This window comes from Pseudomonas graminis, assembly GCF_001705435.1.
In the GTDB taxonomy this organism is placed as follows: domain Bacteria; phylum Pseudomonadota; class Gammaproteobacteria; order Pseudomonadales; family Pseudomonadaceae; genus Aquipseudomonas; species Aquipseudomonas graminis_B.
Window position 1 is genome coordinate 151,195 of record NZ_MDEN01000057.1, and the last position, 23,337, is coordinate 174,531.

At 59.4% G+C, this 23,337-nt stretch carries 22 protein-coding genes, 4 tRNA genes and 1 pseudogene; 18 read left to right on the forward strand and 9 right to left on the reverse strand.

The genetic code is table 11. The features are described 5' to 3' along the window. Position 1 precedes the first annotated feature (1 nt). The 7 genes from BBI10_RS06945 to BBI10_RS06975 all read left to right on the forward strand — a co-directional run bounded on the left by BBI10_RS06945 (position 2) and on the right by BBI10_RS06975 (position 5,947). Positions 2–1,237: a type II secretion system F family protein gene (locus tag BBI10_RS06945; RefSeq protein ID WP_065987646.1), complete on the forward strand. Its 1,236-nt coding sequence runs from the start codon at positions 2–4 to the stop codon at positions 1,235–1,237. Positions 1,238–1,239: 2 nt separating this feature from the next. After that, positions 1,240–2,112 (forward strand): prepilin peptidase, encoded by an 873-nt coding sequence (locus tag BBI10_RS06950; RefSeq protein ID WP_065987647.1) that lies wholly within the window; start codon positions 1,240–1,242, stop codon positions 2,110–2,112. Next, a complete protein-coding gene (gene coaE, locus BBI10_RS06955; protein ID WP_065987648.1) occupies positions 2,109–2,729 on the forward strand; it encodes a dephospho-CoA kinase in 621 nt (206 codons plus the stop codon). The genes BBI10_RS06950 and coaE overlap by 4 nt, the downstream gene beginning before the upstream one ends. After that, positions 2,729–2,932, forward strand: a complete 204-nt coding sequence (gene yacG / locus BBI10_RS06960; protein ID WP_062378727.1) for a DNA gyrase inhibitor YacG — start codon at positions 2,729–2,731, stop codon at positions 2,930–2,932. The genes coaE and yacG overlap by 1 nt, the downstream gene beginning before the upstream one ends. Positions 2,933–3,230: 298 nt before the next feature. Further along, complete coding sequence (locus BBI10_RS06965; RefSeq protein ID WP_065987649.1) at positions 3,231–3,860, forward strand: DUF1780 domain-containing protein; 630 nt, start codon at positions 3,231–3,233, stop codon at positions 3,858–3,860. Beyond that, entirely contained in the window at positions 3,857–4,396 is a 540-nt protein-coding gene (locus BBI10_RS06970) for an MOSC domain-containing protein (protein WP_065987650.1), read from the forward strand. Before BBI10_RS06965 ends, BBI10_RS06970 begins: the two co-directional genes overlap by 4 nt. Positions 4,397–4,648: 252 nt before the next feature. Next, entirely contained in the window at positions 4,649–5,947 is a 1,299-nt protein-coding gene (locus tag BBI10_RS06975) for an NAD(P)/FAD-dependent oxidoreductase (RefSeq protein WP_065987651.1), read from the forward strand. A 102-nt stretch (positions 5,948–6,049) separates the two neighbouring features. Here BBI10_RS06975 and BBI10_RS06980 read toward each other — a convergent pair whose 3' ends face one another. Continuing rightward, entirely contained in the window at positions 6,050–7,450 is a 1,401-nt protein-coding gene (locus tag BBI10_RS06980) for a sensor domain-containing diguanylate cyclase (RefSeq protein WP_065987652.1), read from the reverse strand. Positions 7,451–7,661: 211 nt separating this feature from the next. Here BBI10_RS06980 and pstS point away from each other — a divergent pair, with 211 nt between their 5' ends. Further along, positions 7,662–8,696, forward strand: coding sequence for a phosphate ABC transporter substrate-binding protein PstS (pstS, locus tag BBI10_RS06985; protein ID WP_065987653.1), 1,035 nt, complete (start codon positions 7,662–7,664; stop codon positions 8,694–8,696). A gap of 102 nt (positions 8,697–8,798) precedes the next feature. Here the strand turns inward: pstS and BBI10_RS06990 are convergent. From BBI10_RS06990 to rluD, 7 genes are all read right to left on the reverse strand, one after another. After that, a tRNA-Pro gene (locus BBI10_RS06990) sits at positions 8,799–8,875 on the reverse strand. 93 nt (positions 8,876–8,968) lie between these two features. Further along, positions 8,969–9,044, reverse strand: a tRNA-Lys gene (locus BBI10_RS06995). A 6-nt stretch (positions 9,045–9,050) separates the two neighbouring features. Beyond that, positions 9,051–9,127, reverse strand: a tRNA-Pro gene (locus BBI10_RS07000). Positions 9,128–9,147: 20 nt separating this feature from the next. Continuing rightward, positions 9,148–9,223, reverse strand: a tRNA-Asn gene (locus tag BBI10_RS07005). 348 nt (positions 9,224–9,571) lie between these two features. After that, positions 9,572–12,136 carry an ATP-dependent chaperone ClpB gene (gene clpB / locus BBI10_RS07010; RefSeq protein ID WP_065987654.1) on the reverse strand — a complete coding sequence of 855 codons (2,565 nt, stop codon included), beginning with the start codon at positions 12,134–12,136 and terminating at the stop codon, positions 9,572–9,574. Between the two features lie 174 nt (positions 12,137–12,310). After that, complete coding sequence (gene pgeF, locus BBI10_RS07015) at positions 12,311–13,039, reverse strand: peptidoglycan editing factor PgeF (protein WP_065987703.1); 729 nt, start codon at positions 13,037–13,039, stop codon at positions 12,311–12,313. 8 nt (positions 13,040–13,047) lie between these two features. Further along, positions 13,048–14,010, reverse strand: coding sequence for a 23S rRNA pseudouridine(1911/1915/1917) synthase RluD (rluD, locus tag BBI10_RS07020; protein WP_065987655.1), 963 nt, complete (start codon positions 14,008–14,010; stop codon positions 13,048–13,050). A 151-nt stretch (positions 14,011–14,161) separates the two neighbouring features. On the opposite strand from rluD, the gene BBI10_RS07025 reads away from it, so the two are divergent. The 6 genes and pseudogenes from BBI10_RS07025 (at position 14,162) to BBI10_RS27920 (ending at position 19,605) form a co-directional block, all read left to right on the forward strand. Further along, positions 14,162–15,184: an outer membrane protein assembly factor BamD gene (locus BBI10_RS07025; RefSeq protein ID WP_065987656.1), complete on the forward strand. Its 1,023-nt coding sequence runs from the start codon at positions 14,162–14,164 to the stop codon at positions 15,182–15,184. Between the two features lie 152 nt (positions 15,185–15,336). Continuing rightward, the gene (locus tag BBI10_RS07030; RefSeq protein WP_065987657.1) at positions 15,337–15,576 is read left to right on the forward strand and encodes a PP0621 family protein; all 240 of its coding nucleotides are present in this window, start codon (positions 15,337–15,339) and stop codon (positions 15,574–15,576) included. Next, positions 15,566–17,158, forward strand: coding sequence for a sensor histidine kinase (locus tag BBI10_RS07035; RefSeq protein ID WP_065987658.1), 1,593 nt, complete (start codon positions 15,566–15,568; stop codon positions 17,156–17,158). The genes BBI10_RS07030 and BBI10_RS07035 overlap by 11 nt, the downstream gene beginning before the upstream one ends. A gap of 2 nt (positions 17,159–17,160) precedes the next feature. Further along, positions 17,161–18,501 (forward strand): sigma-54-dependent transcriptional regulator, encoded by a 1,341-nt coding sequence (locus BBI10_RS07040; RefSeq protein ID WP_065987659.1) that lies wholly within the window; start codon positions 17,161–17,163, stop codon positions 18,499–18,501. Between the two features lie 76 nt (positions 18,502–18,577). Beyond that, on the forward strand, positions 18,578–19,147 hold the full coding sequence (locus BBI10_RS07045) for a nucleotidyltransferase domain-containing protein (protein ID WP_065987660.1): 570 nt from the start codon (positions 18,578–18,580) through the stop codon (positions 19,145–19,147). Positions 19,148–19,161: 14 nt separating this feature from the next. After that, a pseudogene (locus BBI10_RS27920) lies at positions 19,162–19,605 on the forward strand (hypothetical protein). Here BBI10_RS27920 and thiO read toward each other — a convergent pair. Next, complete coding sequence (thiO, locus tag BBI10_RS07050; protein WP_065987704.1) at positions 19,575–20,678, reverse strand: glycine oxidase ThiO; 1,104 nt, start codon at positions 20,676–20,678, stop codon at positions 19,575–19,577. The pseudogene BBI10_RS27920 and the gene thiO overlap by 31 nt on opposite strands. 191 nt (positions 20,679–20,869) lie before the next feature. On the opposite strand from thiO, the gene BBI10_RS07055 reads away from it, so the two are divergent. Genes BBI10_RS07055 through BBI10_RS07070 form a run of 4 tightly spaced genes read left to right on the forward strand, consistent with a single transcriptional unit; the run spans position 20,870 to position 23,326 of the window. Then, the gene (locus BBI10_RS07055) at positions 20,870–21,406 is read left to right on the forward strand and encodes a GspH/FimT family pseudopilin (RefSeq protein ID WP_065987661.1); all 537 of its coding nucleotides are present in this window, start codon (positions 20,870–20,872) and stop codon (positions 21,404–21,406) included. After that, entirely contained in the window at positions 21,406–21,960 is a 555-nt protein-coding gene (gene pilV / locus BBI10_RS07060; protein ID WP_065987705.1) for a type IV pilus modification protein PilV, read from the forward strand. The genes BBI10_RS07055 and pilV overlap by 1 nt, the downstream gene beginning before the upstream one ends. Continuing rightward, positions 21,957–22,751 carry a PilW family protein gene (locus BBI10_RS07065; RefSeq protein WP_065987662.1) on the forward strand — a complete coding sequence of 265 codons (795 nt, stop codon included), beginning with the start codon at positions 21,957–21,959 and terminating at the stop codon, positions 22,749–22,751. Before pilV ends, BBI10_RS07065 begins: the two co-directional genes overlap by 4 nt. Beyond that, on the forward strand, positions 22,748–23,326 hold the full coding sequence (locus BBI10_RS07070; RefSeq protein ID WP_065987663.1) for a pilus assembly PilX family protein: 579 nt from the start codon (positions 22,748–22,750) through the stop codon (positions 23,324–23,326). The genes BBI10_RS07065 and BBI10_RS07070 overlap by 4 nt, the downstream gene beginning before the upstream one ends. Positions 23,327–23,337: the final 11 nt, after the last annotated feature.

Genomic DNA, 23,337 nt, shown 5'->3' on the forward strand with positions numbered 1-23,337 from the left:
CATGGCGACCAAAGCAGCCAAGAGTCCCAAGGTGGCGAAGCCCGCTATGTATGCCTGGGAGGGACTGGATAAAAAAGGTGTGAAGATTTCTGGCGAGTTGGCGGGGCATAACCCCGCTTTGATAAAAGCGCAACTCAGAAGACAAGGCATAAACCCGTTAAAGGTTCGCAAGAAATCGATCTCGATATTCAGCGCTGGCAAGAAAATAAAACCGCTTGATATCGCTTTTTTCTCCCGCCAGATGGCGACGATGATGAAAGCGGGCGTGCCGCTCCTGCAGTCTTTCGACATTATTAGCGAGGGCTCGACCAACCCCAATATGCGCAAGCTGGTCGAGGACATAAAGCAAGAGGTAGCGGCAGGCCATAGCTTCGCAACCGCTCTACGGCAGAAGCCGCAATACTTCGATGATCTGTTTTGTAACCTTGTAGATGCAGGTGAGCAAGCCGGTGCTCTCGAGTCGCTTTTGGACAGAGTAGCGACCTACAAGGAGAAAACTGAGTCTCTCAAGGCAAAGATCAAAAAAGCAATGACCTACCCCATAGCCGTAGTAGTCGTCGCCTTCATTGTCACAGGCATTTTGCTCATCAAGGTCGTCCCCCAGTTTCAGACGCTGTTTGCCGGATTCGGTGCAGATCTGCCCGCTTTCACGCTGATGGTCATCGGACTGTCTCAAGCGCTCCAAGACTATTGGCTCATTGTCTTGATCGCGCTATTTTTGGCCATCATTGGCTTCAAACGCGCTTATAAGACGTCTGAAAAATTTCGCAATGGTCTCGACAGAGCACTGCTTAAAACGCCGATCATCGGACAGCTCCTTTATAAGTCCGCAGTCGCACGGTACGCCCGAACACTGTCCACGACATTCGCTGCTGGGGTTCCGCTAGTAGAAGCGTTGGACTCAGTTTCCGGGGCGACCGGAAATATTGTTTTCAAAAACGCCGTGAATAAGGTCAAGCAGGATGTCTCGACTGGGATGCAGTTAAACTTCTCGATGCGCAGCACCGGCGTGTTTCCCACGCTTGCGATTCAAATGACAGCTATCGGGGAAGAGTCAGGGGCGTTGGACTCAATGCTCGATAAGGTGGCCAATTATTATGAGGAAGAGGTCGACAATATGGTCGATAGCCTCACCAGCCTAATGGAGCCAATGATCATGGCTGTGTTGGGCGTAGTCGTTGGTGGCCTAGTCATCGCGATGTACCTCCCAATCTTCAAACTCGGCAGCGTCGTCTAACCATGCCCCTCCTCGACCTCCTGGCCAGCTCCCCGCTGGCCTTTGTTTTATGCGCACTTGTCTTGGGCCTGCTCGTCGGCAGTTTCCTCAACGTCGTCGTCTACCGCCTCCCCAAAATGATGATCCGCGACTGGAAAACCCAGTCCCGGGAAATGCTCGACCTCCCCGCCGAGCCCCCAACAGAAACCTTCAACCTCATCCTCCCCCACTCCCGCTGCCCGCATTGCTCACACAGAATCCGCGCGTGGGAGAACATTCCGGTGGTGAGCTACCTGTTCCTAGGCGGCAAGTGTTCCCAATGCAAAGCCTCCATCAGCAAGCGCTACCCCCTCGTTGAACTGGCCTGCGGCTTACTCTCGGCCTTCATCGCCTGGCATTTCGGTTTCGGCTGGCAGGCAGCGGCGATGCTGGTGCTGACGTGGGGGTTGTTGTCGATGAGCCTGATCGACGCCGATCACCAGCTTCTGCCGGACGCAATCGTGTTGCCGCTGTTGTGGCTCGGCCTGATCGTCAACGCGTTCGGGCTGTTCACGTCGCTGACCGACGCGCTGTGGGGCGCGGTCGCCGGGTATCTGGTGTTGTGGTGTGTGTTCTGGCTGTTCAAGCTGATCACCGGCAAGGAAGGCATGGGTTACGGCGACTTCAAGTTGCTGGCGATGCTCGGCGCATGGGGCGGGTGGCAGATTCTGCCGCTGACGATTCTGCTGTCGTCGATTGTCGGTGCGGTGTTGGGCCTGATTCTGCTGCGCTTGCGCAATGTCGAAACCAGCACGCCGATCCCCTTCGGTCCTTATCTGGCGCTCGCAGGGTGGATCGCTTTGCTCTGGGGTGATCAAATAACGACTTCGTATCTGCAGATCGCCGGTTTCAGATGACTTCTCCTGCGTCAAAACCCTGGATTCTGGGCCTCACCGGTGGCATCGGCAGCGGCAAGAGTGCGGCGGCTCAGTGCTTCGTGGATCTGGGCGTGCACTTGGTGGACGCCGATCACGCTGCACGCTGGGTCGTCGAACCCGGGCGCCCTGCCCTGGCGCAGATTGCCGAGCACTTCGGCCCAAGCGTGTTGCAGGCCGATGGCACGCTGAATCGCTCGGCGTTGCGCGAGCTGATTTTCAAGGATCCCCAGCAGCGGCTCTGGCTCGAAAGCCTGCTGCATCCGCTGATCCGCGAGGAAATCCGTCAGTACCTGGCGCGCGCTGAATCGGCTTACGCGATTCTGGTGTCGCCGTTGTTGCTGGAGACTTCTCAGCACCAGATGGTTCAGCGGGTGTTGGTCATTGATGTGCCGGAATCGGTGCAAATCCAGCGCACAGTGTTGCGCGATAAGACCAACGAGGAACAGGTGCGGGCGATTCTCAAAGCGCAGGCCAGTCGCGAGGAGCGCTTGAGCCGGGCCGACGATGTAATCGTCAATGACCGTGACCCGGCCTGGCTGAAAAGCGAGGTGGAGCGTCTGCATCACTTTTATTCAACTTTGCGTGGAGGCCAATGATGAGCCAACCAATGACCGTCGATTGCCCAACCTGCGGAGCGCCCGTGGAATGGACGCCGGAGAGTAAATTTCGGCCGTTCTGTTCGGACCGGTGCAAGCTGATCGACCTGGGCGCCTGGGCGTCGGAAGAACATGCGATTCCGGTGGCGCCGGATGCTGAAGACGAGCTGTTTTCGGGTGACTTCGACCCTCGTCAACATTGATCTAAGTGGGCAGCCACACAGGACGAACAACGCCAGTGCTGCCATATCTCCCAAGAGCTGAGAGCATCCCGCCAACAAAAGCGAGCGGCGAGCGGGATGACGTTTTGTGTAAGCGTGCCTGCTCGCGAAGAGGCTGGTACATCCGCTGGATATCCAGCAGTTCCAATGCCGTCTTCGTGAGCAAGCACACTCCCACAATGGGCTTGCGGCGGTTTCTTGAGCCGATAAGCACCGCCCCGCCCAACTTTATCTCCGCTCCAGTATTTCTTATCCCCTCAGCAGCGTTAAGCTTGGCGCCATGGATGACTCTGATTATCTGCGTCTTTTGACGAGCCAGGCCGAGCAAGCCAATGCGTTTCTGTCCAATGCGCGCAAGTGGGAGCGCGAACGTTGGGTGTGCGAGCGGTTGCTGCAGGGCCTGAATATTCCCCATCGTACTGACGACTTCCTGCCTGCCGGGCAAGAGCCGCCGGACGTACTGTTTCGCGACGCGTGTTTTGAAGTGTTCTTTGTTCTGGATGAAGGCCGTCGGCTCAACGATGAGTGGCGTGAAGAACTGCAACGTCGACGCAGCGCGTTTTCCCTCAGCCAACTGGTGCGGCGCGAAGCCAAACCCAAGCGCATTCCCGCTGCCGAGCTGCTCCGGCGCCTGGCACCCACGCTGCGCAAAAAGGCCCACAACTACAAAGAGCGTGGGCTGGATGTGGGCGAGCTGGACATCATTGCCTTCGCCAGCCTCAAGCGCGAGGTGCTCGACTTGAACAGCCACTTTCCGCCGCCCACCGAGTATTTGCGTCAGGGCTGGCGGTCACTCTCGCTGGTCGGGCCGACCTTCGCCCGGGTATTGTTCGCCCATCCGGATGCCCCGGATTTCCTGCGGACCAATCTGGGCCGCAGCGTGGTGTTTGATGTAGGAATCAGTTTATGAGCCCGTTGCAGGAATTGATCGCCGATGTACCCCAGCGCGGGCGTGTGCGCTGGATTGGCGTGCGCCCGGAATCCCGGGGCGAGATGGTTGAGCTGGACGCCGTGGAAGCCCGTCGCGAAGCAGGCCTGACGGGCGATCATGCCCGCCCCGGCCCGCGCAACGCTCGACAGGTGACGCTGATCCAGTGGGAGCACTTTGCAGTGGTCAGTTCGCTGATGGGGCGGGCCGAGGACAATCCGGTGTTGCCCCAGGATTTGCGACGCAACATCGTGATCAGCGGCATCAACCTGTTCAGCCTGAAGAACCGACGTTTCCGCATCGGCCAGGCGATCTTCGAAACCACCGGCTGGTGCCAGCCCTGCGCGCGCCTTGAGCAACGCCTCGGCCACGGCATCTTTCAGGCCGTTCGCGGGCATGGCGGAATCACCGCGCGGGTGATACAAAGCGGCATCGTGCGTCTGGACGACGTGTTGTGTATCGAGCCGATCGAACCGAGCGTCCATGACTTTAACGCAGCCAACAGCGCAGCCTCCTGATCCGGGTCAATGTTGATAAAGCGCCTCAAATGATCAGCTGCCTGAAACCTGCCGACCCAGCGCGTGTCGAAGCGTACATTCGAGCCCCCACCCCAAGTCGAGCGCTGGCCTTTTTGGCTTCGGCTGCTCCTTGTGGTGGTGCTCGGACCGGGCCCGTTGACCCGTTTGCTGAGCGATCTGACGCTATGAGCTGCCTTGCGCTCGCGAGGATTTCGCTGACACAGAATTCCTTAAGCCTTATGAGATATCCCCATGACCCATCGTATTGTGATTGTCGGCGGAGGCGCTGGCGGTCTGGAACTGGCTACCCGTCTGGGTAAAACCCTCGGCAAGAAAGGCAAGGCCAGCGTCACGCTGGTGGACGCCAATCTGACCCACATCTGGAAACCGCTGCTGCACGAAGTGGCCGCCGGTTCGCTCAACTCTTATGAGGACGAACTGAACTACGTGGCGCAAGCCAAGTGGAACCATTTTCAGTTTCAGATGGGCCGCATGACCGGGCTGGACCGCGAGAACAAGCAGATCCACCTGGCCGAGACCCTCGACGAAAACGGCAATGCGCTGGTCCCGGCGCGCAGCCTGGATTACGACTCGCTGGTCATTTCCGTGGGCAGCACGACCAATGATTTCGGCACCAAAGGCGCGGCTGAGCACTGCCTTTTCCTCGACACGCGCAAGCAGGCCGAGCGCTTCCATCAGCAATTGCTGAATCGCTATTTGCAGGCCCACGCCAGCCAGAACGATGCGGCCGAAGAAATCAACGTCGCCATCGTCGGTGCCGGTGCGACCGGTGTCGAGCTGGCCGCAGAGCTGCACAACGCTGCGCACGAACTGGCGGCTTACGGGCTCGGCCAGATCAAGCCGGAAAACCTGCGCATCACCGTGATCGAGGCCGGGCCGCGCGTCCTCCCCGCACTGCCGGAGCGTATTGGCGGCCCGGTACACAAGACGCTGGAGAAACTCGGCGTGACGGTGCTGACCAACTCGGCGGTCAGCGAGGTGACGGCTGACAGCCTGGTGACTGCGACCGGTCAGGTGATTCCTGCAACGCTGAAGGTCTGGGCGGCGGGCATCCGCGCTCCGGCGTTTCTGGAGGGCATCGCCGGTCTTGAGACCAACCGCATCAATCAGCTGCAGGTGCGTCCGACGCTACAGACCACCCGCGACGACAGTATCTTCGCCTTCGGCGACTGCGCGGCCTGCCCGCAAAAAGGCACCGACCGCAATGTCCCGCCCCGTGCGCAAGCGGCGCATCAACAAGCGTCGTTGCTGGTGAAATCGCTGAAGCTGCGCATCGAGGGCGGCACGCTGCCCGAGTATCGCTATCAGGACTACGGCTCGCTGATCTCGCTGTCGAAGTTCTCGGCAGTCGGTAATCTGATGGGGAATCTGACCGGCAGTGTCATGCTCGAAGGCTGGCTGGCGCGGATGTTCTACGTTTCGCTGTACCGCATGCACCAGATGGCACTCTACGGCATGTTCCGCACGTTGATGCTCATGCTGGGCAGCCGAATCGGCCGCGGCACCGAGCCACGGATGAAGCTGCACTAAGGCTCAGTCCTACAGGTCCGCCGCGCCAGTGCGGCGGGCCTCATTCCTCGACATTCTGCACAACCTACCCCGCAACTCGTCTGCCACGAGCGCACGCCTGCGCTAAGGCATCACCTGCCCTTTGCCCAGATGCTTGGCCTTGTACATCCAGCGGTCGGCTTCGCGCATGAGTTCGTCAGGAGCCTTGCCCGAGCCGGGTTCGTACATGGAAAAGCCGATACTGGCGTTGCAGCGAATGACATCGCCTTTGATCGTGAGGGGCTGTGCAATCGCGACGAGGAGTTTCTGAGCCACTTCGCGGGCCTCCTCCACACCCGGCGTGATGCCTTCCAGGATCACGATGAATTCATCACCGGCCAGCCGCACCAGGCTGTCAGTCCTGCGAATGCAGCTCTGCAAACGTGTGGAAACAGCGCGCAGCAGATCATCCCCGGCATCGTGCCCGTAACTGTCGTTGATGACTTTGAACCCATCCAGATCGATGAACATCAACGCCAGCTGCAACCTGGAGCGGTCGGCACGGGCCTGAGCGATCGGCAACAGCGAGTCCAGCGCGCGGCGATTGTGCAGGCCGGTCAGGGCGTCATGTCGGGCTTCCTGCTCAAGCTCTTTGCGCGCTTGAATGTTCTGAATGATGGAGATGAAATATTCCAGCTCTCCGGCTTCGGACAGCTTCTTCGTGACGCTCAGATTGACCCAGACCGAGCTGCCGTTTTTGCGCAGGTAGCGCTTCTCCATCTGGTAGCTGTTGATTTGGCCGACACTCAACTGATGCAGCATCTCAAGATCACTGTCCAGATCGTCGGGGTGAGTGATGTCCTGAAACGTCAGGTGCTTGAGCTCATCGGGTGCGTAGCCAAGGACGTCGCACAGCGCGGCGTTGACGCTGATCCAGCCACCATCCGGCGCAACCAGCGCAATGCCCACCGAGGCCAGCTCGAACATCGAGCGATAGCCTGCCTCGCTGGCCTGAAACATTGCTTCGGAGCGGTTCTTCTGAATCCGCGTCAGCATCAGGTTTTCCCGCAGCTGCATTTCGCGGCTGACGATCTCGGCCAGGTCGTGGAGGATGGACAGCTCGTCTGGGGTAAGGATTCTGGGCCGTGCGTCAATGGCGCAAAGCGTGCCCACAGCGAAGCCCTGGCTGGTGCGTATGGGTACGCCGGCATAAAAGCGGACATGGGGATCGCCGGTGACCAGTTGGCTGTTGCAGAACCGCGCGTCCTCGATGGCATCGGGCACCACAAGCTCGGTGGCCTCAAGGATGGCGTGCGCACAGAAAGCGAGCTCCCGCGGCAACTCGACAGCCTCAAGCCCCACTCGGGACTTGAACCACTGGCGGTCCTGATCCACCAGCGATATCAGGGCAATCGGCACGTTCAGCACTTGCGCCACCAGACGAGTGATCCGGTCCAGCGCGACCTCGGGTGGGGTGCCGAGTACTTCGAGAAGATGCAGCGCTTCAAGTCGCTGTTGCTCGAATGAAGGAGTTGGCGACTTCATAACACGGCCGATCCTGAAAAGACTGCCTGAAGTCTATACCCGGCCTCATGAATCCGCACCGGAGCGACGTGTAAATAACTGACTTGGCCGTGGCAATTGATCACGCTATCAAAAAAGAAATTCTGTCACGCCTTGTCATAAAAACGTGCTGTTTGCTGTGATCCCATCAACGCATCTCACCCCGATGTCGCTCGATTACAGGAAGTCATCCATGTCGCAGCTCTCCCGACTGATGCTGGCCGCAGGCCTTGGCATCGCGCTCAATCTATCCATGGCCGCTACGGCAGGCGCAGCGTCCGAGGTCACCGGCGCCGGCTCCACGTTCATTTACCCGGTGCTGTACAAGTGGGCGACTGACTACAACCAGAAGACCCAGATCAAGGTTAACTACCAATACATCGGCTCTGGCGCAGGGATTGCGCTGATCAAGGAAGGCGCCGTGGATTTCGGTGCGACCGACCGGCCGATGAGCTCGGCAGACCTGCAATCCTTCGGGCTGCAGCAGTTTCCCTCTGTGATCGGCGGCATCGTACCGGTCATCAACATCGCTTCGATAAAACCCGGCACCCTGAAATTCACAGGCCCAGTGCTGGCCGACATCTACCTGGGGAAGATCAGCAAATGGAATGACCCGGCCCTCGCCGCCCTGAACCCGGGCGTGAAATTGCCTGACGCGAAAATCAGCGTCGTGTACCGCTCGGATGATTCCGGCACCACGTTTAACTGGGTCAGCTATCTGGCGAAGGTCAGCCCGCAATGGAAGAGTCAGCTCGGGGCAGGCGCATCGGTGCACTGGCCGGTGGGCATGGGCAGCAAGGGCAGCGAGGGCGTGGCGACGTACGTGAAACAGGTGCCGAACTCGATCGGCTACGTCGAGTACGCCTACGTCAAACAGCAGAAGTTGAATTATGGGCTGTTGCAGAACGCTGCCGGCACGTTCGTGACGCCGAGCACCGAAAGCTTTCAGGCGGCAGCCGCGACGGCAGACTGGAAAAACGCGAAGGATTTTGACCTGTCGATGCTCGACGCGCCGGGGGAAAACGCTTACCCGATCACCGCCGCGACGTTCATCGTGATGTACAGGCAACCCAAGGACGCTGATCGTCAGAAGACCGTCCAGGATTTCTTTCGCTGGACGCTGGAGAGCGGGCAGGAACACGCACGCTCTCTGGACTTCGCGCCGATCCCGGATGACCTGAAAAATCAGATCGAGGCGTACTGGGCTAATCCGCCCAAGGCTCAGTGAAAGCCAGAAACGAAAAAAGCGTCCCGAAGGACGCTTTTTTGTAGCTTCAGCGCGAGTGGCGTTGAAGCGGTATTTTCTGCCCGGATACTGCTTAGGCGAAAATGGTCGGGGTAAGGGGATTCGAACTCCTGACATCCTGCTCCCAAAGCAGGCGCGCTACCGGACTGCGCTATACCCCGGTGAAACATGAAAACACCCTAAGGCGTTTCCAGAGCGGGTGACGCGAATGGCGTCACTCCCTAAGATCCAACCCGATGAAGCCAGGTCAAAAATGGTGGGTCGTGTGGGATTCGAACCTACGACCAATTGGTTAAAAGCCAACTGCTCTACCAACTGAGCTAACGACCCAAATAATGGTCGGGGTAAGGGGATTCGAACTCCTGACATCCTGCTCCCAAAGCAGGCGCGCTACCGGACTGCGCTATACCCCGACGGTACTACCTCTTGAAATTGGCTCCGTGACCAGGACTCGAACCTGGGACCCAATGATTAACAGTCATTTGCTCTACCGACTGAGCTATCACGGAACGATCTTTTCAAATCTATCAATTTCAGATGCAGCGTTTGACGCACTTCAACACAACAAATTCAGTAATTTCGCACCAAACGAATCTGGCGTTTACCTCACTGAACCTACCGCATTTTCAGCCTCTTCGACCTGTCTGCATCGCTGCGTTCACGTCTCTGAGGCGCGCTATTCTACATTTCCAGAAACACCTGTCAACCCTCTAAATTGCTTTCAAGACAATGATTTGCGAATTTTTTGCGGATCGCCCTCAACCTCGCGAAAATCCTGCGCTCGGCGAATAAATCACCCCGCATAAAAAAGGGCCCCCACCAGGAGAGCCCTCTGCGCCTCTATATAGAAGTGCGGATCAGCCAAAGACGATCTCGTCGTCCTGCACCGTGCCTCTGATGCTGGTACCAGGCATGAAGCCACCCGACAGAATCAACTGAGCCAGCGGGTTTTCGATCCAGCGCTGGATGGCCCGCTTGAGCGGCCGCGCGCCATACACAGGGTCGTAGCCGACAGCGATCAGCTTGTCCATCGCCTCGCTGGACAGCTCCAGCCCCAGATCGCGCTCCGCCAGACGCTTGCGCAGGCGGCCGAGTTGGATCTCGGTGATGCCTGCGATCTGATCGCGGGCCAGCGGTTCGAAGATCACCACTTCGTCCACCCGATTGATGAACTCCGGACGGAAGTGCGTGGTGAGCGCATCCATGACCGCCGCGCGCTGCCCTTCCCGATCGCCCACCAGCTCCTGGATGCGAGCCGAGCCGAGGTTGGAGGTCATGACGATCACGGTATTACGGAAATCCACCGTACGCCCGTGACTGTCGGTCAGACGCCCGTCTTCGAGCACTTGCAGCAGGACGTTGAAGACGTCCGGGTGCGCTTTCTCGACTTCGTCCAGCAGGATGACCGAGTAAGGCTTGCGGCGTACCGCTTCGGTCAGATAACCGCCCTCTTCGTACCCGACATAGCCAGGTGGCGCGCCGATCAGACGAGCCACGGAATGTTTCTCCATGAACTCAGACATGTCGATGCGCACCATGGCCTCTTCGGTGTCGAACAGGAACTCCGCCAGCGCCTTGCACAGCTCGGTCTTACCCACACCGGTTGGGCCGAGGAACATAAACGAGCCGCTCGGACGATTCGGGTCCGACAACCCGGCACGCGACCGGCGCACCGCGTTGGCCACGGCGACGACCGCTTCGTTCTGGCCGATCACCCGCTGGTGCAGCAGCTCTTCCATCTTCAGCAGCTTGTCACGCTCGCCTTCGAGCATCTTCGAAACCGGAATGCCGGTCCACTTGGACACGACTTCGGCAATCTCTTCCTCGGTCACCTTGCTGCGCAGCAACTGGTTTTCCGGCTTGCCGTGCTGGTCGACCATCTGCAGGCTGCGTTCCAGATCGGGAATCACGCCGTATTGCAATTCGGCCATGCGGTTGAGGTCGCCCTTACGCCGCGCCGCTTCCAGTTCCTGGCGGGACTGCTCGATCTTCTGCTGGATCTGTGCAGAACCGGTCACTTCCGCTTTTTCAGAGGTCCAGATTTCTTCGAGGTCGGCGTATTCCCGCTCAAGGCGCTGAATCTCTTCCTGGAGTTTTTCCAGGCGCTTGATCGCGGCCTCGTCGTCTTCCTTCTTCAGCGCCTGCGCTTCCACCTTCAGCTGGATCAGGCGACGTTCAAGACGGTCGAGCACTTCCGGCTTGGAGTCGATCTCCATGCGGATGCGGCTGGCGGCTTCGTCGATCAGGTCGATGGCTTTGTCCGGCAGTTGCCGGTCGGTGATGTAGCGGTGGCTGAGCTTGGCGGCCGCAATGATTGCGCCGTCAGTAATCGCCACCTTGTGGTGAACCTCATAGCGCTCTTTGAGGCCGCGCAAGATGGCGATGGTGTCTTCTTCGCTCGGCTCATCCACCAGCACTTTCTGGAAGCGACGCTCGAGGGCAGCGTCCTTCTCTATGTATTGGCGGTACTCGTTGAGCGTCGTGGCGCCCACGCAATGCAACTCACCCCGGGCCAGCGCCGGCTTGAGCATGTTGCCGGCATCCATCGAGCCTTCGGCCTTGCCGGCACCGACCATGGTGTGCAGCTCGTCGATGAACAGGATGATCTGCCCTTCCTGCTTCGACAGTTCGTTGAGCAGGCCTTTCAGGCGCTCTTCGAATTCGCCACGGAACTTGGCACCCGCGATCAGTGCGCCCATATCCAGCGACAGCAGACGCTTGCCTCGCAGCCCGTCCGGCACTTCGCCGTTGATGATGCGCTGGGCAAGGCCCTCGGCGATGGCGGTTTTACCCACGCCAGGCTCACCGATCAGCACAGGGTTGTTCTTGGTCCGACGCTGCAGTACCTGGATGGTCCGACGGATCTCGTCGTCGCGGCCAATCACCGGGTCGAGCTTGCCTTCCTCGGCGCGCTTGGTCAGGTCGACGGTGTACTTGTCCAGCGCCTGACGGGATTCCTCTGCGTTCGGGTCGTTGACGGCATCGCCGCCCCGCAGGTTGCTAATGGCGTTTTCCAGGGCTTTCTTGCTGACGCCCTGGCCGAGCAGGAGCTTGCCGAGTTTGCTGTTCTCGTCCATCGCGGCGAGCAACACCAGCTCGCTGGAGATGAACTGATCGCCCTTCTGCTGAGCCAGGCGATCGGCCTGGTTCAACAGGCGCGCCAGGTCCTGCGACATGTTCACGTCGCCAGTCGGGTTCTGGATCTTCGGCAGTTGGTCGAGCTCTTTGGTCAGCGCGGTGCGCAGGCTGTTGATATCGAAGCCCACTTGCAGCAGCAAAGGCTTGATCGAACCGCCCTGCTGCTCAAGCAGCGCCTGCATCAGGTGCGCGGGTTCGATAGCCGGATGGTCCAGGCCCACCGCCAGTGATTGAGAATCTGAGAGAGCGAGTTGTAATTTGCTGGTTAAACGGTCAATACGCATTCTTCACCTTCCTATATGGGCAGGCCGGAGCAATGAACACACCTAATAAAGAAAACCTGCCAGATGGTTCTTTAGATGCGGTCGATTAGGCAGGATTCAAGCGCGCACTGGTTGACATGAGTCAACATTAGCTTGAAGGAGAGGATTCGGGAGGAATGAGTGGAGCGGCGGAGGCTACCGGGCTTCGACCCAGACAAGCGAAGCGAAGCGTCCAGTGCGTGCGCCACGGCGATAAGAGAAGAAGCGCTCATCGTTATAGGTCGAAAAACCGCCGCCGTAGACCGCTGTGACACCGTGGGCAGCGAGACGCAGACGCGCCAACTGATAGATGTCGGCCATGAATTTGCCGGCGTTGGCGCCCGGCACGAACGCATCGGCCGTCTCGGGGTGCATGGCTATAAAGGCTTCACGCACTTCGGGACCGACTTCGAATGCCTGCGGCCCGATGGCAGGGCCAAGCCAGACGAGGATGTCGGATGACGCATCGGCAAAACTGTCCACAGTCGCCTCAAGCACACCTGCCGCCAGACCGCGCCAACCTGCATGGGCAGCGGCGACCTGAGTACCGGCTTTGTTGCAGAACAGCGCCGGCAGGCAATCAGCCGTCATGATGGTGCAGGCAACGCCCGGGGTTCGGCTCCAGCTGGCATCAGCCTGAAGTACATCTGCCGGTGCAGCCTCGACGACGTCAATACCGTGAACCTGCTTCAGCCATGCAGGCTGAACGTGCAGGCGTGTGGTCAGTGCCGAACGGTTATATGCAACGGCTGCCGGATCGTCATCAACGTGATCGCCGAGATTGAAGCTGTCGAACGGCGCCACACTGACACCGCCCGAACGCGTCGTGACGCACGCGTTGACACCCGCCGGCGCAGGCCAGTCGGGAATCAGCCAGTCCGTCACGCGCTCAGTCATCCGATGAACGCTTCGCGGTCTTGCTTGAGCAGGGTCAGCAGCCAGACAAAGTCGTCCGGCAGCGGCGATTCCCAGCTCATGCGCTTACCGGTCGTCGGATGATCCAGTTCAAGGAAACGCGCATGCAGCGCCTGACGCGGGAAGTGTTTCAGCGATTCGACCATGGTGACACTGGCTGCAGGCGGAATCCGGAAACGACCGCCGTAGGCAGGATCGCCGACCAGCGGGAAGTTGATGTGGGCCATGTGCACGCGGATCTGGTGGGTACGCCCGGTTTCCAGCTTCACCCGCACGTGGGTGTGCGAACGGAAACGCTCCAGAACCCGGTAATGGCTGACCGCAGGCTTGCCGCCTTCCATGACCGCCATGCGCTGACGCTGCTGGCCATGACGACCGATGGGTGCGTTGATCTTGCCACCCGAGGTCACCACGCCGATGACGATGCACTCATAGATGCGGCTGACGCTGCGATTCTGCAGCTGGGTGACCAGTTGCGTCTGCGCCTGGATGGTCTTGGCGACCACCATAAGACCGGTGGTGTCCTTGTCCAGGCGGTGCACGATGCCGGCACGCGGGACATTGATGATGTCCGGCACGTGATGCAGCAAAGCGTTGAGCAGAGTGCCGTCGGCATGACCTGCTGCCGGATGCACCACCAGACCGGACGGCTTGTTGATCACCAGGATCTGGTCGTCTTCGTAGACGATATCGAGCTCGATGTCCTGCGCGATCCACTCGCCCTGGGCTTCCTGCTCGGCTTTGAGGAGCAGAACGGCGCCGCCATGAACGATGTCACGCGGGCGCAAAGCGCCGCCATCCACAGTCAGGCGGCCGTCTTTGATCCAGGCAGAAAGGCGCGAGCGCGAGTGCTCTGCGAATAGTTGGGCGGCGACTTGGTCGAGGCGTTGACCGCCCAATTCGGACGGCACCTCTGCGCGGAGTTCTATGATCTCAGACATGCTCAAACTAGGAGGTGGCACTGGCCTTTGGTTTCGGCTGTGCGCTTGTGGTTAAATACGGCGTCTTTTGTCCCGGGGGTTCCACGGGGCGCCCATCATAACAGGACGGTCCTGCGCAAGACAGCAGGCCGTTATAGGGACGCAAGCCGCCATGCAAGTGAAACACCTGCTGCTGATAGCCATCCTCGGACTTACTGTTGCCTGTTCTTCGAAGAAAGAAGTCATCGACGAAAACCTCAGTGAAGTCGAGCTGTACCAGCAGGCGCAGGCCGATCTGGACAACAACAGCTATAACAGCGCCACCGAGAAGCTCAAGGCGCTGGAGTCGCGTTATCCGTTCGGTCGCTATGCTGACCAGGCGCAACTCGAGCTGATCTACGCCAACTACAAGAATGGCGAGCCCGAGGCTGCCAAGTCGGCGGCCGAGCGTTTCATTCGTCTGCACCCGCAACACCCGAACGTCGACTACGCCTATTACCTCAAGGGCCTGACCTCGTTCGACCAGGACGTCGGCATCATTGCCCGCTTCCTGCCGCTGGATCAGACCAAGCGTGACCCGGGCGCTGCTCGCGATTCGTACAACGAGTTCGCCCAGCTGACCAGCCGCTACCCGAACAGCCGCTACGCCCCTGACGCCAAGCAGCGCATGATTTACCTGCGCAACCTGCTGGCCGCCTACGAGATTCACGTTGCCGACTACTACCTGACCCGTCAGGCCTACGTGGCAGCGGCCAACCGCGGTCGTTACGTTGTCGAAAACTTCCAGGAAACCCCATCGGTCGGTGACGGCCTGGCGGTCATGGTCGAGGCTTATCAGCGTCTGCACCTGGACGACCTGGCTGAAACCAGCCTGGAAGTCCTGAAAACCAACTATCCGGATCACCCGCAGCTGGTAGATGGCAAGTTCGAAGCGCGCACGGCAGAAGCCGACAACCGCTCCTGGCTGTCCAAGGCGACCCTGGGCCTGATTGAAAGCCGTCCGCCGCTGCCGCCAGGACAAACCCGCGCCAACCAGGACGTGATCAAGCAGTATCAGGACGCCAAGGAAGCCATCCCTGCCGAACTGTTGCCTGAGAACCAGTCGGCTGACGAAGAGAAGAAAAACGATGACGACGACGGCACGCCGAAAAGCCGCTCGATCTTCAGCTACATGACCTTTGGCCTGTTCGACTGATTCAGTCCCTGCCAAACGTCAGCTAAAAGAGGCCCTTCGGGGCCTTTTTTCATGCCCGACCACTTTCCGACAGCATCCGGCGATGGAGATGACTGTGCGCCCGACATCCGCTTGGCTACACTGCGCGCTCTTCACTTCATAAGCTGACAGACATGATTCGCTTGATTATGTGGCTCGCCCTGATTGTGGCGGTCGTCTGGTTTTTCAAACGCCTGGTCAAAGGCCCTGCACCACGCCCGAAGCCCGCAACGCCGGAACTCGACGCTGCGCCCATGGTGCGTTGCGCGCAATGTGGCGTGCATGTCCCTCGCGATCGCGCGCTGAGCCAGAACCAGCAATGGTATTGCACCGAAGCGCACCGTTTGCAGGGCCCCGCTGCACGTGACCGCTGACAGCCTGTCGCTGGCGACGCCTCAGGCCCAACGCATCCTGCGGCTGTATCACCTCTATCGTCTGAGCATCGGCGTGCTGCTGGTGCTGCTGATCTCCAGCAGCCTGGACGCCGAATTGCTGGAGCTGGCCGACATCGAGCTGTTCCGCATCGGCTGTTGGCTGTATCTGGTCTTCAACATCCTTGTCGTGGTGCTGCTCGAACGCCCGAGCCGCCAGGGGCAACTGTTCTCCCTCGCCATGGCCGACACGCTGATGCTGGCGGCGCTGTTCTACGCCGGGGGCGGTGCACCGAGCGGCATTGGCAACCTGATTATCGCCTCGGTGGCGATCAGCAACGTGCTCCTGCGCAAGCGAACCGGCCTGCTGATTGCCGCGCTGTCAGCCATCGGCATCATCTATCTGACCTTCTACATCAGCTATCACAAGCCCTCTGCCGCCAACCATTTCGTGCAGGCCGGCTCGCTGGGCGCCCTGTGTTTTGCGGCGGCACTGCTGGTTCAGGCCCTGTCACGCCGCTTGCAGCTCAGTGAAGACATCGCCGAACGTCGCGCCGCTGACGTCGACAACCTTGAAGAACTCAACGCGCTGATCCTGCAGCGCATGCGCACCGGCATTCTGGTGCTCGACGAGGACCACAAAGTACTGCTCGCCAACCAGAGCGCGCTGAATTTGCTGGGCCACGAGCGCTTGCTGGGCGAAATCGTCGACGCCTATTCGCCGCAACTGGTCGAGCGCCTGGGTCAATGGATGACCAACCCGTCGATGGCCCCGCGCAGCATCACCACTTCGGCCATTGGTCCGGTGCTGCGTCCGGGTTTCATCCCACTGGCACGCGGCAGTCATCGCCACACGTTGGTATTTCTCGATGACCTGTCGCAGATTTCCCAACAGGCCCAGCAGCTCAAACTGGCCGCGCTGGGCAGACTGACCGCCGGTATTGCCCACGAGATCCGCAACCCGCTGGGCGCCATCAGTCATGCCGCGCAACTGCTGCTGGAATCGGAGGAACTGACCGCGCCGGACCGGCGTCTCAATCAGATCATTCACGATCAATCGCGGCGGATGAATCTGGTGATCGAGAACGTTCTGCAGCTGTCTCGTCGACGTCAGACCGAACCCCAGCTGCTCGATCTCAAGCAATGGCTGGAGGCGTTCGTCGCTAACCTTCGGGATGAGCTGACGGCGGGTCAAAGCGTGCATCTGGACATCGGCGCAGGCGTGCTCAGTACGCATATGGATGCCGAACAATTGCAGCAGGTGATGAGCAATCTGGTGCAAAACGGTTTGCGCTACAGCGGCCAGCTCCACGAACACGCGCAAGTTTGGCTAAGGTTGTTTCAAGCCCCGTACAGCGAACTGCCGACGCTGGACGTCCTCGACGACGGGCCAGGCGTTGCCGAAGAGCATCTGGCGAAAATCTTCGAACCCTTCTTCACCACCGAAAGCAAAGGAACCGGCCTGGGCCTGTATCTGTCGCGCGAGTTGTGCGAAAGCAATCAGGCGAGCCTCAATTACATTCCACGGGAAGGTGGCGGAAGCTGCATGCGAATGACCTTCGCCCATCCATTCAAGCTGAGCTGAACATGAGCCAACGGCAAAAGATCCTGATCGTCGACGATGAGCCGGACATTCGCGAGCTGCTGGAAATCACGCTCGGTCGGATGAAACTGGACACCCGCAGTGCGCGCAACGTCAAGGAAGCGCAAGAGTGGCTGGCCCGCGAGCCGTTCGACCTGTGCCTGACCGACATGCGCTTGCCCGACGGCAACGGCCTGGAGTTGGTGCAACACATTCAGAAACGCCATAACCAAGTACCGGTGGCGATGATCACCGCCCATGGCAGCCTCGACACGGCGATCCATGCACTGAAAGCCGGCGCGTTCGATTTCCTGACCAAGCCGGTCGACCTGACACGCTTGCGTGAGTTGGTGTCCAGCGCCTTGCGCCTGCGCACCGCGCCTGCCGAAGAAAATCGCATTGACCATCGCCTGCTGGGCAGCTCCCCGCCGATGCAGGCGCTGCGCAAGCAGATCGCCAAACTGGCGCGCAGCCAGGCGCCGATCTACATAAGCGGCGAATCGGGCAGCGGCAAAGAACTGGTCGCCCGGCTTATTCATGAGCAAGGCCCGCGCGCCGAGCAGCCGTTTGTGCCGGTCAATTGTGGCGCGATCCCTTCAGAGCTGATGGAAAGCGAATTCTTCGGACATCGCAAAGGCAGCTTCACCGGCGCCCACGAAGACAAGCCCGGGCTGTTTCAGGTCGCCCACGGCGGCACCCTGTTTCTCGATGAAGTGGCTGATCTGCCGCTGGCGATGCAGGTGAAACTGCTGCGCGCGATCCAGGAAAAGTCCGTTCGCGCCATCGGCGGTCAGCAGGAGCAAGTGGTGGATGTTCGCGTGCTGTGCGCGACCCACAAGGACCTTAATCAGGAAGTGGCTGCCGGGCGTTTCCGGCAGGATTTGTATTACCGACTGAACGTCATCGAGCTGCGCGTGCCGCCGTTGCGCGAACGTCGCGAAGACATCGAAGAGATCGCCAACAGCGTGCTGCGCCGCCTGACCGAGTCCGCCGGTGAGCCAGCGACTGTCATTCCGCCCCATGCGCTGGCGGCCCTCAAGGGCTATCGCTTCCCCGGCAACGTGCGCGAGCTGGAAAACATGCTTGAGCGGGCATACACGCTGTGCGAAGACGATCAGATCGACACCGCGGACCTGCGCCTGGCCGAGCCATCACGCCCCGCCGAGGAGGACGGCCCGAGCCTGGCCAACATTGATAACCTGGAAGACTACCTGGAAAGCATCGAGCGCAAACTGATCCTGCAGGCGCTGGAGGAAACCCGCTGGAATCGCACGGCGGCAGCGCAGCGTTTGAATTTGACGTTCAGGTCGATGCGTTATCGGTTAAAGAAGTTGGGGTTGGAGTGATGGATTACGCCGCGCTGGACAGGTCCCAAAAAGGGACCTATCGTTCCCTTTTTGGGACTTATCTAGACAGATCCCTATGAACATCGGCGACGCGCTCTTCACCACGACTCAGCAACGAGTGCTGGGCCTGCTCTTCGGCAATCCGGAGCGGAGCTTCTATACCAACGAAATCAGTCGCTGGGTCCAGGTCGGCAAAGGCAGCACAACTCGTGAGCTGGAGAAATTGCACTCAGCAGGTTTGCTGACCGCAACCCGGCAGGGCAACCAAATCCATTATCAGGCGAATCCTGAAAGTCCGGTGTACCCCGAACTGGTTGGCCTTGTGCGCAAAACATTCGGCATCGCCGATCACCTCCGAGTGGAGTTGCTGCCTTTCGCAGACCAGATTCAGCGAGCGTTTATCTACGGCTCGGTTGCGAAAGGGACCGCCAACACATCCAGCGACATAGATCTGATGCTGATCGGTGAAGGCGTCAGCTACAGCGAAGTGATGGAGCGTATGATCCCGCTCGAAGAGATGCTGGGCAGGCCCATCAACCCAACGCTCTACACGCCGTCGGACTGGAAAGCGAAGCTCGCCACCGGCAACAGCTTCGTGACCCGAGTGGCAGAGCAGGAAAAGATCGACATCATCGGAAGCGATTAGGGAGAACCCACGGAATGGGCAACGAGCCTTTGGCGAACTTGGTACGTACTGGCGGATTGAAAGCCGAGCCTGCTGACAAGAACGAATATCGGACTGGTCCGCTCGGCCCTTGATAGGCTGTTGGACGTTCATAATTCCGCTCTTTCATACGCCAGCCGTTTTGATCTGGCCTATAACGCTGCACACGCAATGGCGCTGTCGGCACTGCGCCTGAAAGGATACCGGTCGGACCGCCGCTATCTTGTGTTTCAGTGCCTTCCACACACGCTGATCTGGATAAAGTGCGGGTACAGCTCTCTGCGCTTTGCCACGAGCGCAGAAACCTCGCTGAGTACGAAGGCTACATGGATATCGATGACGCGTTGCTCGCGGAGCTACTCACGAGTACCGAAGCACTTCGAGGGCTACTGGCGTCGGAGATGGCCGCTCATGGTTTCAGTCTCCCCTCTGGCGCATAAGGCGCTTCATCAATAATCGGCACTTCCCCGACCAGCAAATCCGTCAGCAACTGACACGACGCCGGCGCCAGCACCAGGCCGTTGCGGTAGTGGCCGCAGTTGAGCCACAAGCCGTGATGATCCGGCACGGGGCCTATGAATGGAATGCCGTCAGGCGACCCCGGTCGCAACCCCGCCCAGTGCCCGACCACGTGCGCATCCGCCAGCGCGGGGATCAATTCGATCGCCGAAGCTTTCAGGCTGTCCAGGGCATTTTCGGTGGGCGTCTTATCAAACCCCTCGTGCTCAAGCGTACTGCCGATGAGGATATGCCCGTCACGCCGAGGGATCGCGTAACGGCCCTTGGCGAGGATCATGCTCGGCAGAAAGTCGGCGGCGCACTTGTAGAGGATCATCTGGCCTTTGACCGGCTCAACGGGCAGCGCCAGCCCCAGTTTGCCAAGCAGATCCCCGCTCCATGCGCCAGCCGCCAGCACCACACTGTCGCCCAGCACATCGCCCTCGTCCGTCGTGACACCCAGGACGCGATCACCTTCGCGCACAAAGTCGATGACCTGGCAGTGTTCGCGAATCACCACGTTGGGCAATGCCAGTAACGCAGCCTTGAGCGACTTGACCAGACGCGGATTGCGGACGTTAGCGACGTCGGCCATGTGCACCGCTCGCGAATAGCCGCCGCCCATGACTGGCACGGCGTCGTAGACCGCAGAAATATCCACCGACGTCAGCGGACGATTCACACGCGCTGCCCATTCGAGCGCCTCGGCCTCGTCGTCGAGATCCAGCCAGTAAAGGCCGGTCTTGTGGACTTGCGGATCGATGCCGGTCATTCCCTGCAAGCGCTCGGCGAGCTGTGGGTAAAAATCCTGCGACCAGTGCGAGAGTGCCGTTACGGCGGGGCTGTAGCGCCATGGGTAGAGCGGAGACACAATGCCGCCGCCGGCCCATGAGGACTCCTGGCCGACTTCCGATCGGTCGATCAGCGTTACGCTTCGGACCTTTGAGGCGATGTTGAAGGCGGTCAGGAGGCCGATGACGCCTCCGCCGATGATAATGATGTGTTGCCCGGACATGCTGAACCCAACCATCCACGAATTATATGCGCCGCAATCCGCCCGTCAGATGGCAATCAACCTGACGCGAACGCAGCCGAAGAAATACTGTGTGCCACCGGTCCGCCGAAAATTCCCGAACATCTACTACTTAGCGACTTCGGAGCTGAGTAGTATCACCATATTTCAATGCAAAAAATGGAATTTCCTTGATGGATCTCAGCTCTGGTCTAACGCGCCCGAATCCGCGTCGCAGCTGGCAATGTCCTGACAAGGGCGTTAATGGCGGGTTTACGTTGATCGAGCTGATCGTGACCGTAGTGATCGTTGGCATTTTTGCCGCCATTGCGGTGCCGAGTTTCGTCAGCCTGATTCACCGCAGTAACGTGAGGGCAGGGGCCGATGAGCTTTATAACCTGCTGCAATACTCTCGAGCGGAAGCGGTGACTCGTAGTACGCCTGTCACCATTGCGGCCCCCGGGAGCAGTAGCGCCAACTGGGCGGGAGATCTCTCGGTCAAAACGACTCAGCAGACGCTGAGACAAATTGGCGCCTCGGGGCTGCAATCCGGTATCACGATTACGACCGCAGTGGGCAGCATTGCTTTCTCGCCGACAGGTACGTCCTCTGCCACAGCCTGCTTCCAGGTCTCATACGCCAATGACTCCTCCGTTATACCGCAGTTTATCTCTGTGCAGTCCAGTGGACGCATCGCTCCTCCCGTCTCGACGCGCCCTGGGGGATGCTGATGAACGGTAGCATCGCGCGCGGTCGCTCAGCTGGTTTCAGCATGATCGAAGTCCTGGTCAGCCTGCTCATTATTGTAGTGGGTGTGCTTGGCATGGTTGCCCTTCAAAGCAAGGCCATTCCCTACACTCAGGATTCTGTTCAGCGTAATACCGCGATCATGCTTGTGGACGATCTCGTCGAAATCATTCGCAGCGCACCCGCGGATTGCACCACCGGCAATTCATGCCTGAAGGCGCCGGGCGCCTCGTTCCCAAGTCCCGCTTCAGACTGCACACCTTCACCGTCAGCGCTGTCCGAGCAGATCGGTTGCTGGGCATCACGTGCAGGCACCATGTTGCCAGGCGCCGACAGCCTGCTTGACTCGGACAGCTTCTACATCTGCAAAACACCTACGCCAGGCGATGTATCAGCCTGCACGACCTCAAGCGCAACGAACGCCGATCTGGAGATTCAGGTTGCCTGGAAGGTCAAGAACGCCGCTGACTGCATGACCGGCTCCAGTCTCACGACGCCAGGTACCTGCACCTATCGCTTGAGGACACGCATCAAATGAAAGCCTTAGCTAACCGGCAAAAAGGCCTGTCACTGATCGAGCTAATGGTCGCGATGGTCATCGGCCTGCTCCTGATCCTCGGCGTGACTCAGATTTTCATCAGCAACCAGCGGACTTATCTTTTTCAGCAAGCGCAGATGGGCAATCAGGAAAATGGCCGTTTCACCTTGGCCATCCTGAGCCAGGAATTGTTGAAAGCCGGCTATCGCAGCAGCCTCGGCGCCGTAATTCCCGCCGACAACTCTCTGAGCGGCTGCAATTTTCCACTGGGCGCCTCCGTCGTGGCGATATCCGAATCCGCCTTGTGCGTTCAGTATCAGGCCACCAGCAAACTCGACGTCACCTGCCAGGGAACGGCCTTGGCGACGGGGGACAAAGACAGCATCACTGCACCCTATTCGGCGAAGCCGGTGCCGGCCACCGTGCGCCCGAAAATTGTCCAGAAAATAGCCTTCGATTCTGACAACAAAGCCATTACATGCACCAACGGCGCCATCAATCAGCAGCTCGTGAGCGGTGTCCAGGATCTGCGCTTTGAATATGGATCGGACCCTACTGACCCGAAAGCCGTCACCAAATACACTGCTACTGCGCCGACCGGTACCATTGCGGCGGTCCGTTACAGCGCTTTGATGCAGAGCTCGGGCACACCGATGATCCGGGATACAACCACGGATATTTCACTCGCGCTCAAAGACTGGAACGGGCGCTATGGCACCAGCTACAACGATACGAAAGGTATTTATCAAATTGTGCAGGGGACCATCATGATCCGGAATCAGATGCCATGAGGCCCCCGATCAATACGCTTGCGCGCTGGCAACACCGCAACCAGACCGGCGCCACTCTTCTGGTGGCGCTGATGATGCTGTTGATCATCACGTTGCTTGCACTTTCCAGCATGCGGGGGGTGTCGCTCGAATCCCGGATCACCGGTAACCTCAGGCTCCAGAAGACCCTGACCAACGCCGCCGAAGCGGGGCTCCGAATCGGTGAGGTGAGCATTAACCAGTGGCAATGCACTACGATCGCCGGCAATACGAACAAGCCCTGCATGCGTGTCCCGACGACCTTGGTAAACGGCGATTATCTACCGGCATTCACCGCCGCCAACAGCGCCAATATCAATTTGGTTACCACATATCAATACAACCCGGCCACCGGCAATAACGTCGAGATTGAATGGTATGTGACCGATTTGAAGTTCCTGGACGGTCAGGCGCAGAACAACTGTGCGCTTCTGGCCAGAGACTGCGGCCGTCACTATTACGAAATCACCGCCTGCGCTTCCAACGTCAGATGCTCCAGCGACACAACCACGCAACGCGTCATCCTTCGCACGGTTTTTGCCGTTTCCGACTCTTAAGCGCCTGCCAG

What these genes read in the sequence shown, in the direction of transcription:
- BBI10_RS06945 (WP_065987646.1), top strand. Translation starts at nt 2, where the DNA reads ATGGCGACCAAAGCAGCCAAGAGTCCCAAGGTGGCGAAGCCCGCTATG.
- BBI10_RS06950 (WP_065987647.1), top strand. Translation starts at nt 1,240, where the DNA reads ATGCCCCTCCTCGACCTCCTGGCCAGCTCCCCGCTGGCCTTTGTTTTA.
- coaE (WP_065987648.1), top strand. Translation starts at nt 2,109, where the DNA reads ATGACTTCTCCTGCGTCAAAACCCTGGATTCTGGGCCTCACCGGTGGC.
- yacG (WP_062378727.1), top strand. Translation starts at nt 2,729, where the DNA reads ATGAGCCAACCAATGACCGTCGATTGCCCAACCTGCGGAGCGCCCGTG.
- BBI10_RS06965 (WP_065987649.1), top strand. Translation starts at nt 3,231, where the DNA reads ATGGATGACTCTGATTATCTGCGTCTTTTGACGAGCCAGGCCGAGCAA.
- BBI10_RS06970 (WP_065987650.1), top strand. Translation starts at nt 3,857, where the DNA reads ATGAGCCCGTTGCAGGAATTGATCGCCGATGTACCCCAGCGCGGGCGT.
- BBI10_RS06975 (WP_065987651.1), top strand. Translation starts at nt 4,649, where the DNA reads ATGACCCATCGTATTGTGATTGTCGGCGGAGGCGCTGGCGGTCTGGAA.
- BBI10_RS06980 (WP_065987652.1), bottom strand. Translation starts at nt 7,450, where the DNA reads ATGAAGTCGCCAACTCCTTCATTCGAGCAACAGCGACTTGAAGCGCTG.
- pstS (WP_065987653.1), top strand. Translation starts at nt 7,662, where the DNA reads ATGTCGCAGCTCTCCCGACTGATGCTGGCCGCAGGCCTTGGCATCGCG.
- clpB (WP_065987654.1), bottom strand. Translation starts at nt 12,136, where the DNA reads ATGCGTATTGACCGTTTAACCAGCAAATTACAACTCGCTCTCTCAGAT.
- rluD (WP_065987655.1), bottom strand. Translation starts at nt 14,010, where the DNA reads ATGTCTGAGATCATAGAACTCCGCGCAGAGGTGCCGTCCGAATTGGGC.
- BBI10_RS07025 (WP_065987656.1), top strand. Translation starts at nt 14,162, where the DNA reads ATGCAAGTGAAACACCTGCTGCTGATAGCCATCCTCGGACTTACTGTT.
- BBI10_RS07030 (WP_065987657.1), top strand. Translation starts at nt 15,337, where the DNA reads ATGATTCGCTTGATTATGTGGCTCGCCCTGATTGTGGCGGTCGTCTGG.
- BBI10_RS07040 (WP_065987659.1), top strand. Translation starts at nt 17,161, where the DNA reads ATGAGCCAACGGCAAAAGATCCTGATCGTCGACGATGAGCCGGACATT.
- BBI10_RS07045 (WP_065987660.1), top strand. Translation starts at nt 18,578, where the DNA reads ATGAACATCGGCGACGCGCTCTTCACCACGACTCAGCAACGAGTGCTG.
- thiO (WP_065987704.1), bottom strand. Translation starts at nt 20,678, where the DNA reads ATGTCCGGGCAACACATCATTATCATCGGCGGAGGCGTCATCGGCCTC.
- BBI10_RS07055 (WP_065987661.1), top strand. Translation starts at nt 20,870, where the DNA reads ATGGATCTCAGCTCTGGTCTAACGCGCCCGAATCCGCGTCGCAGCTGG.
- pilV (WP_065987705.1), top strand. Translation starts at nt 21,406, where the DNA reads ATGAACGGTAGCATCGCGCGCGGTCGCTCAGCTGGTTTCAGCATGATC.
- BBI10_RS07065 (WP_065987662.1), top strand. Translation starts at nt 21,957, where the DNA reads ATGAAAGCCTTAGCTAACCGGCAAAAAGGCCTGTCACTGATCGAGCTA.
- BBI10_RS07070 (WP_065987663.1), top strand. Translation starts at nt 22,748, where the DNA reads ATGAGGCCCCCGATCAATACGCTTGCGCGCTGGCAACACCGCAACCAG.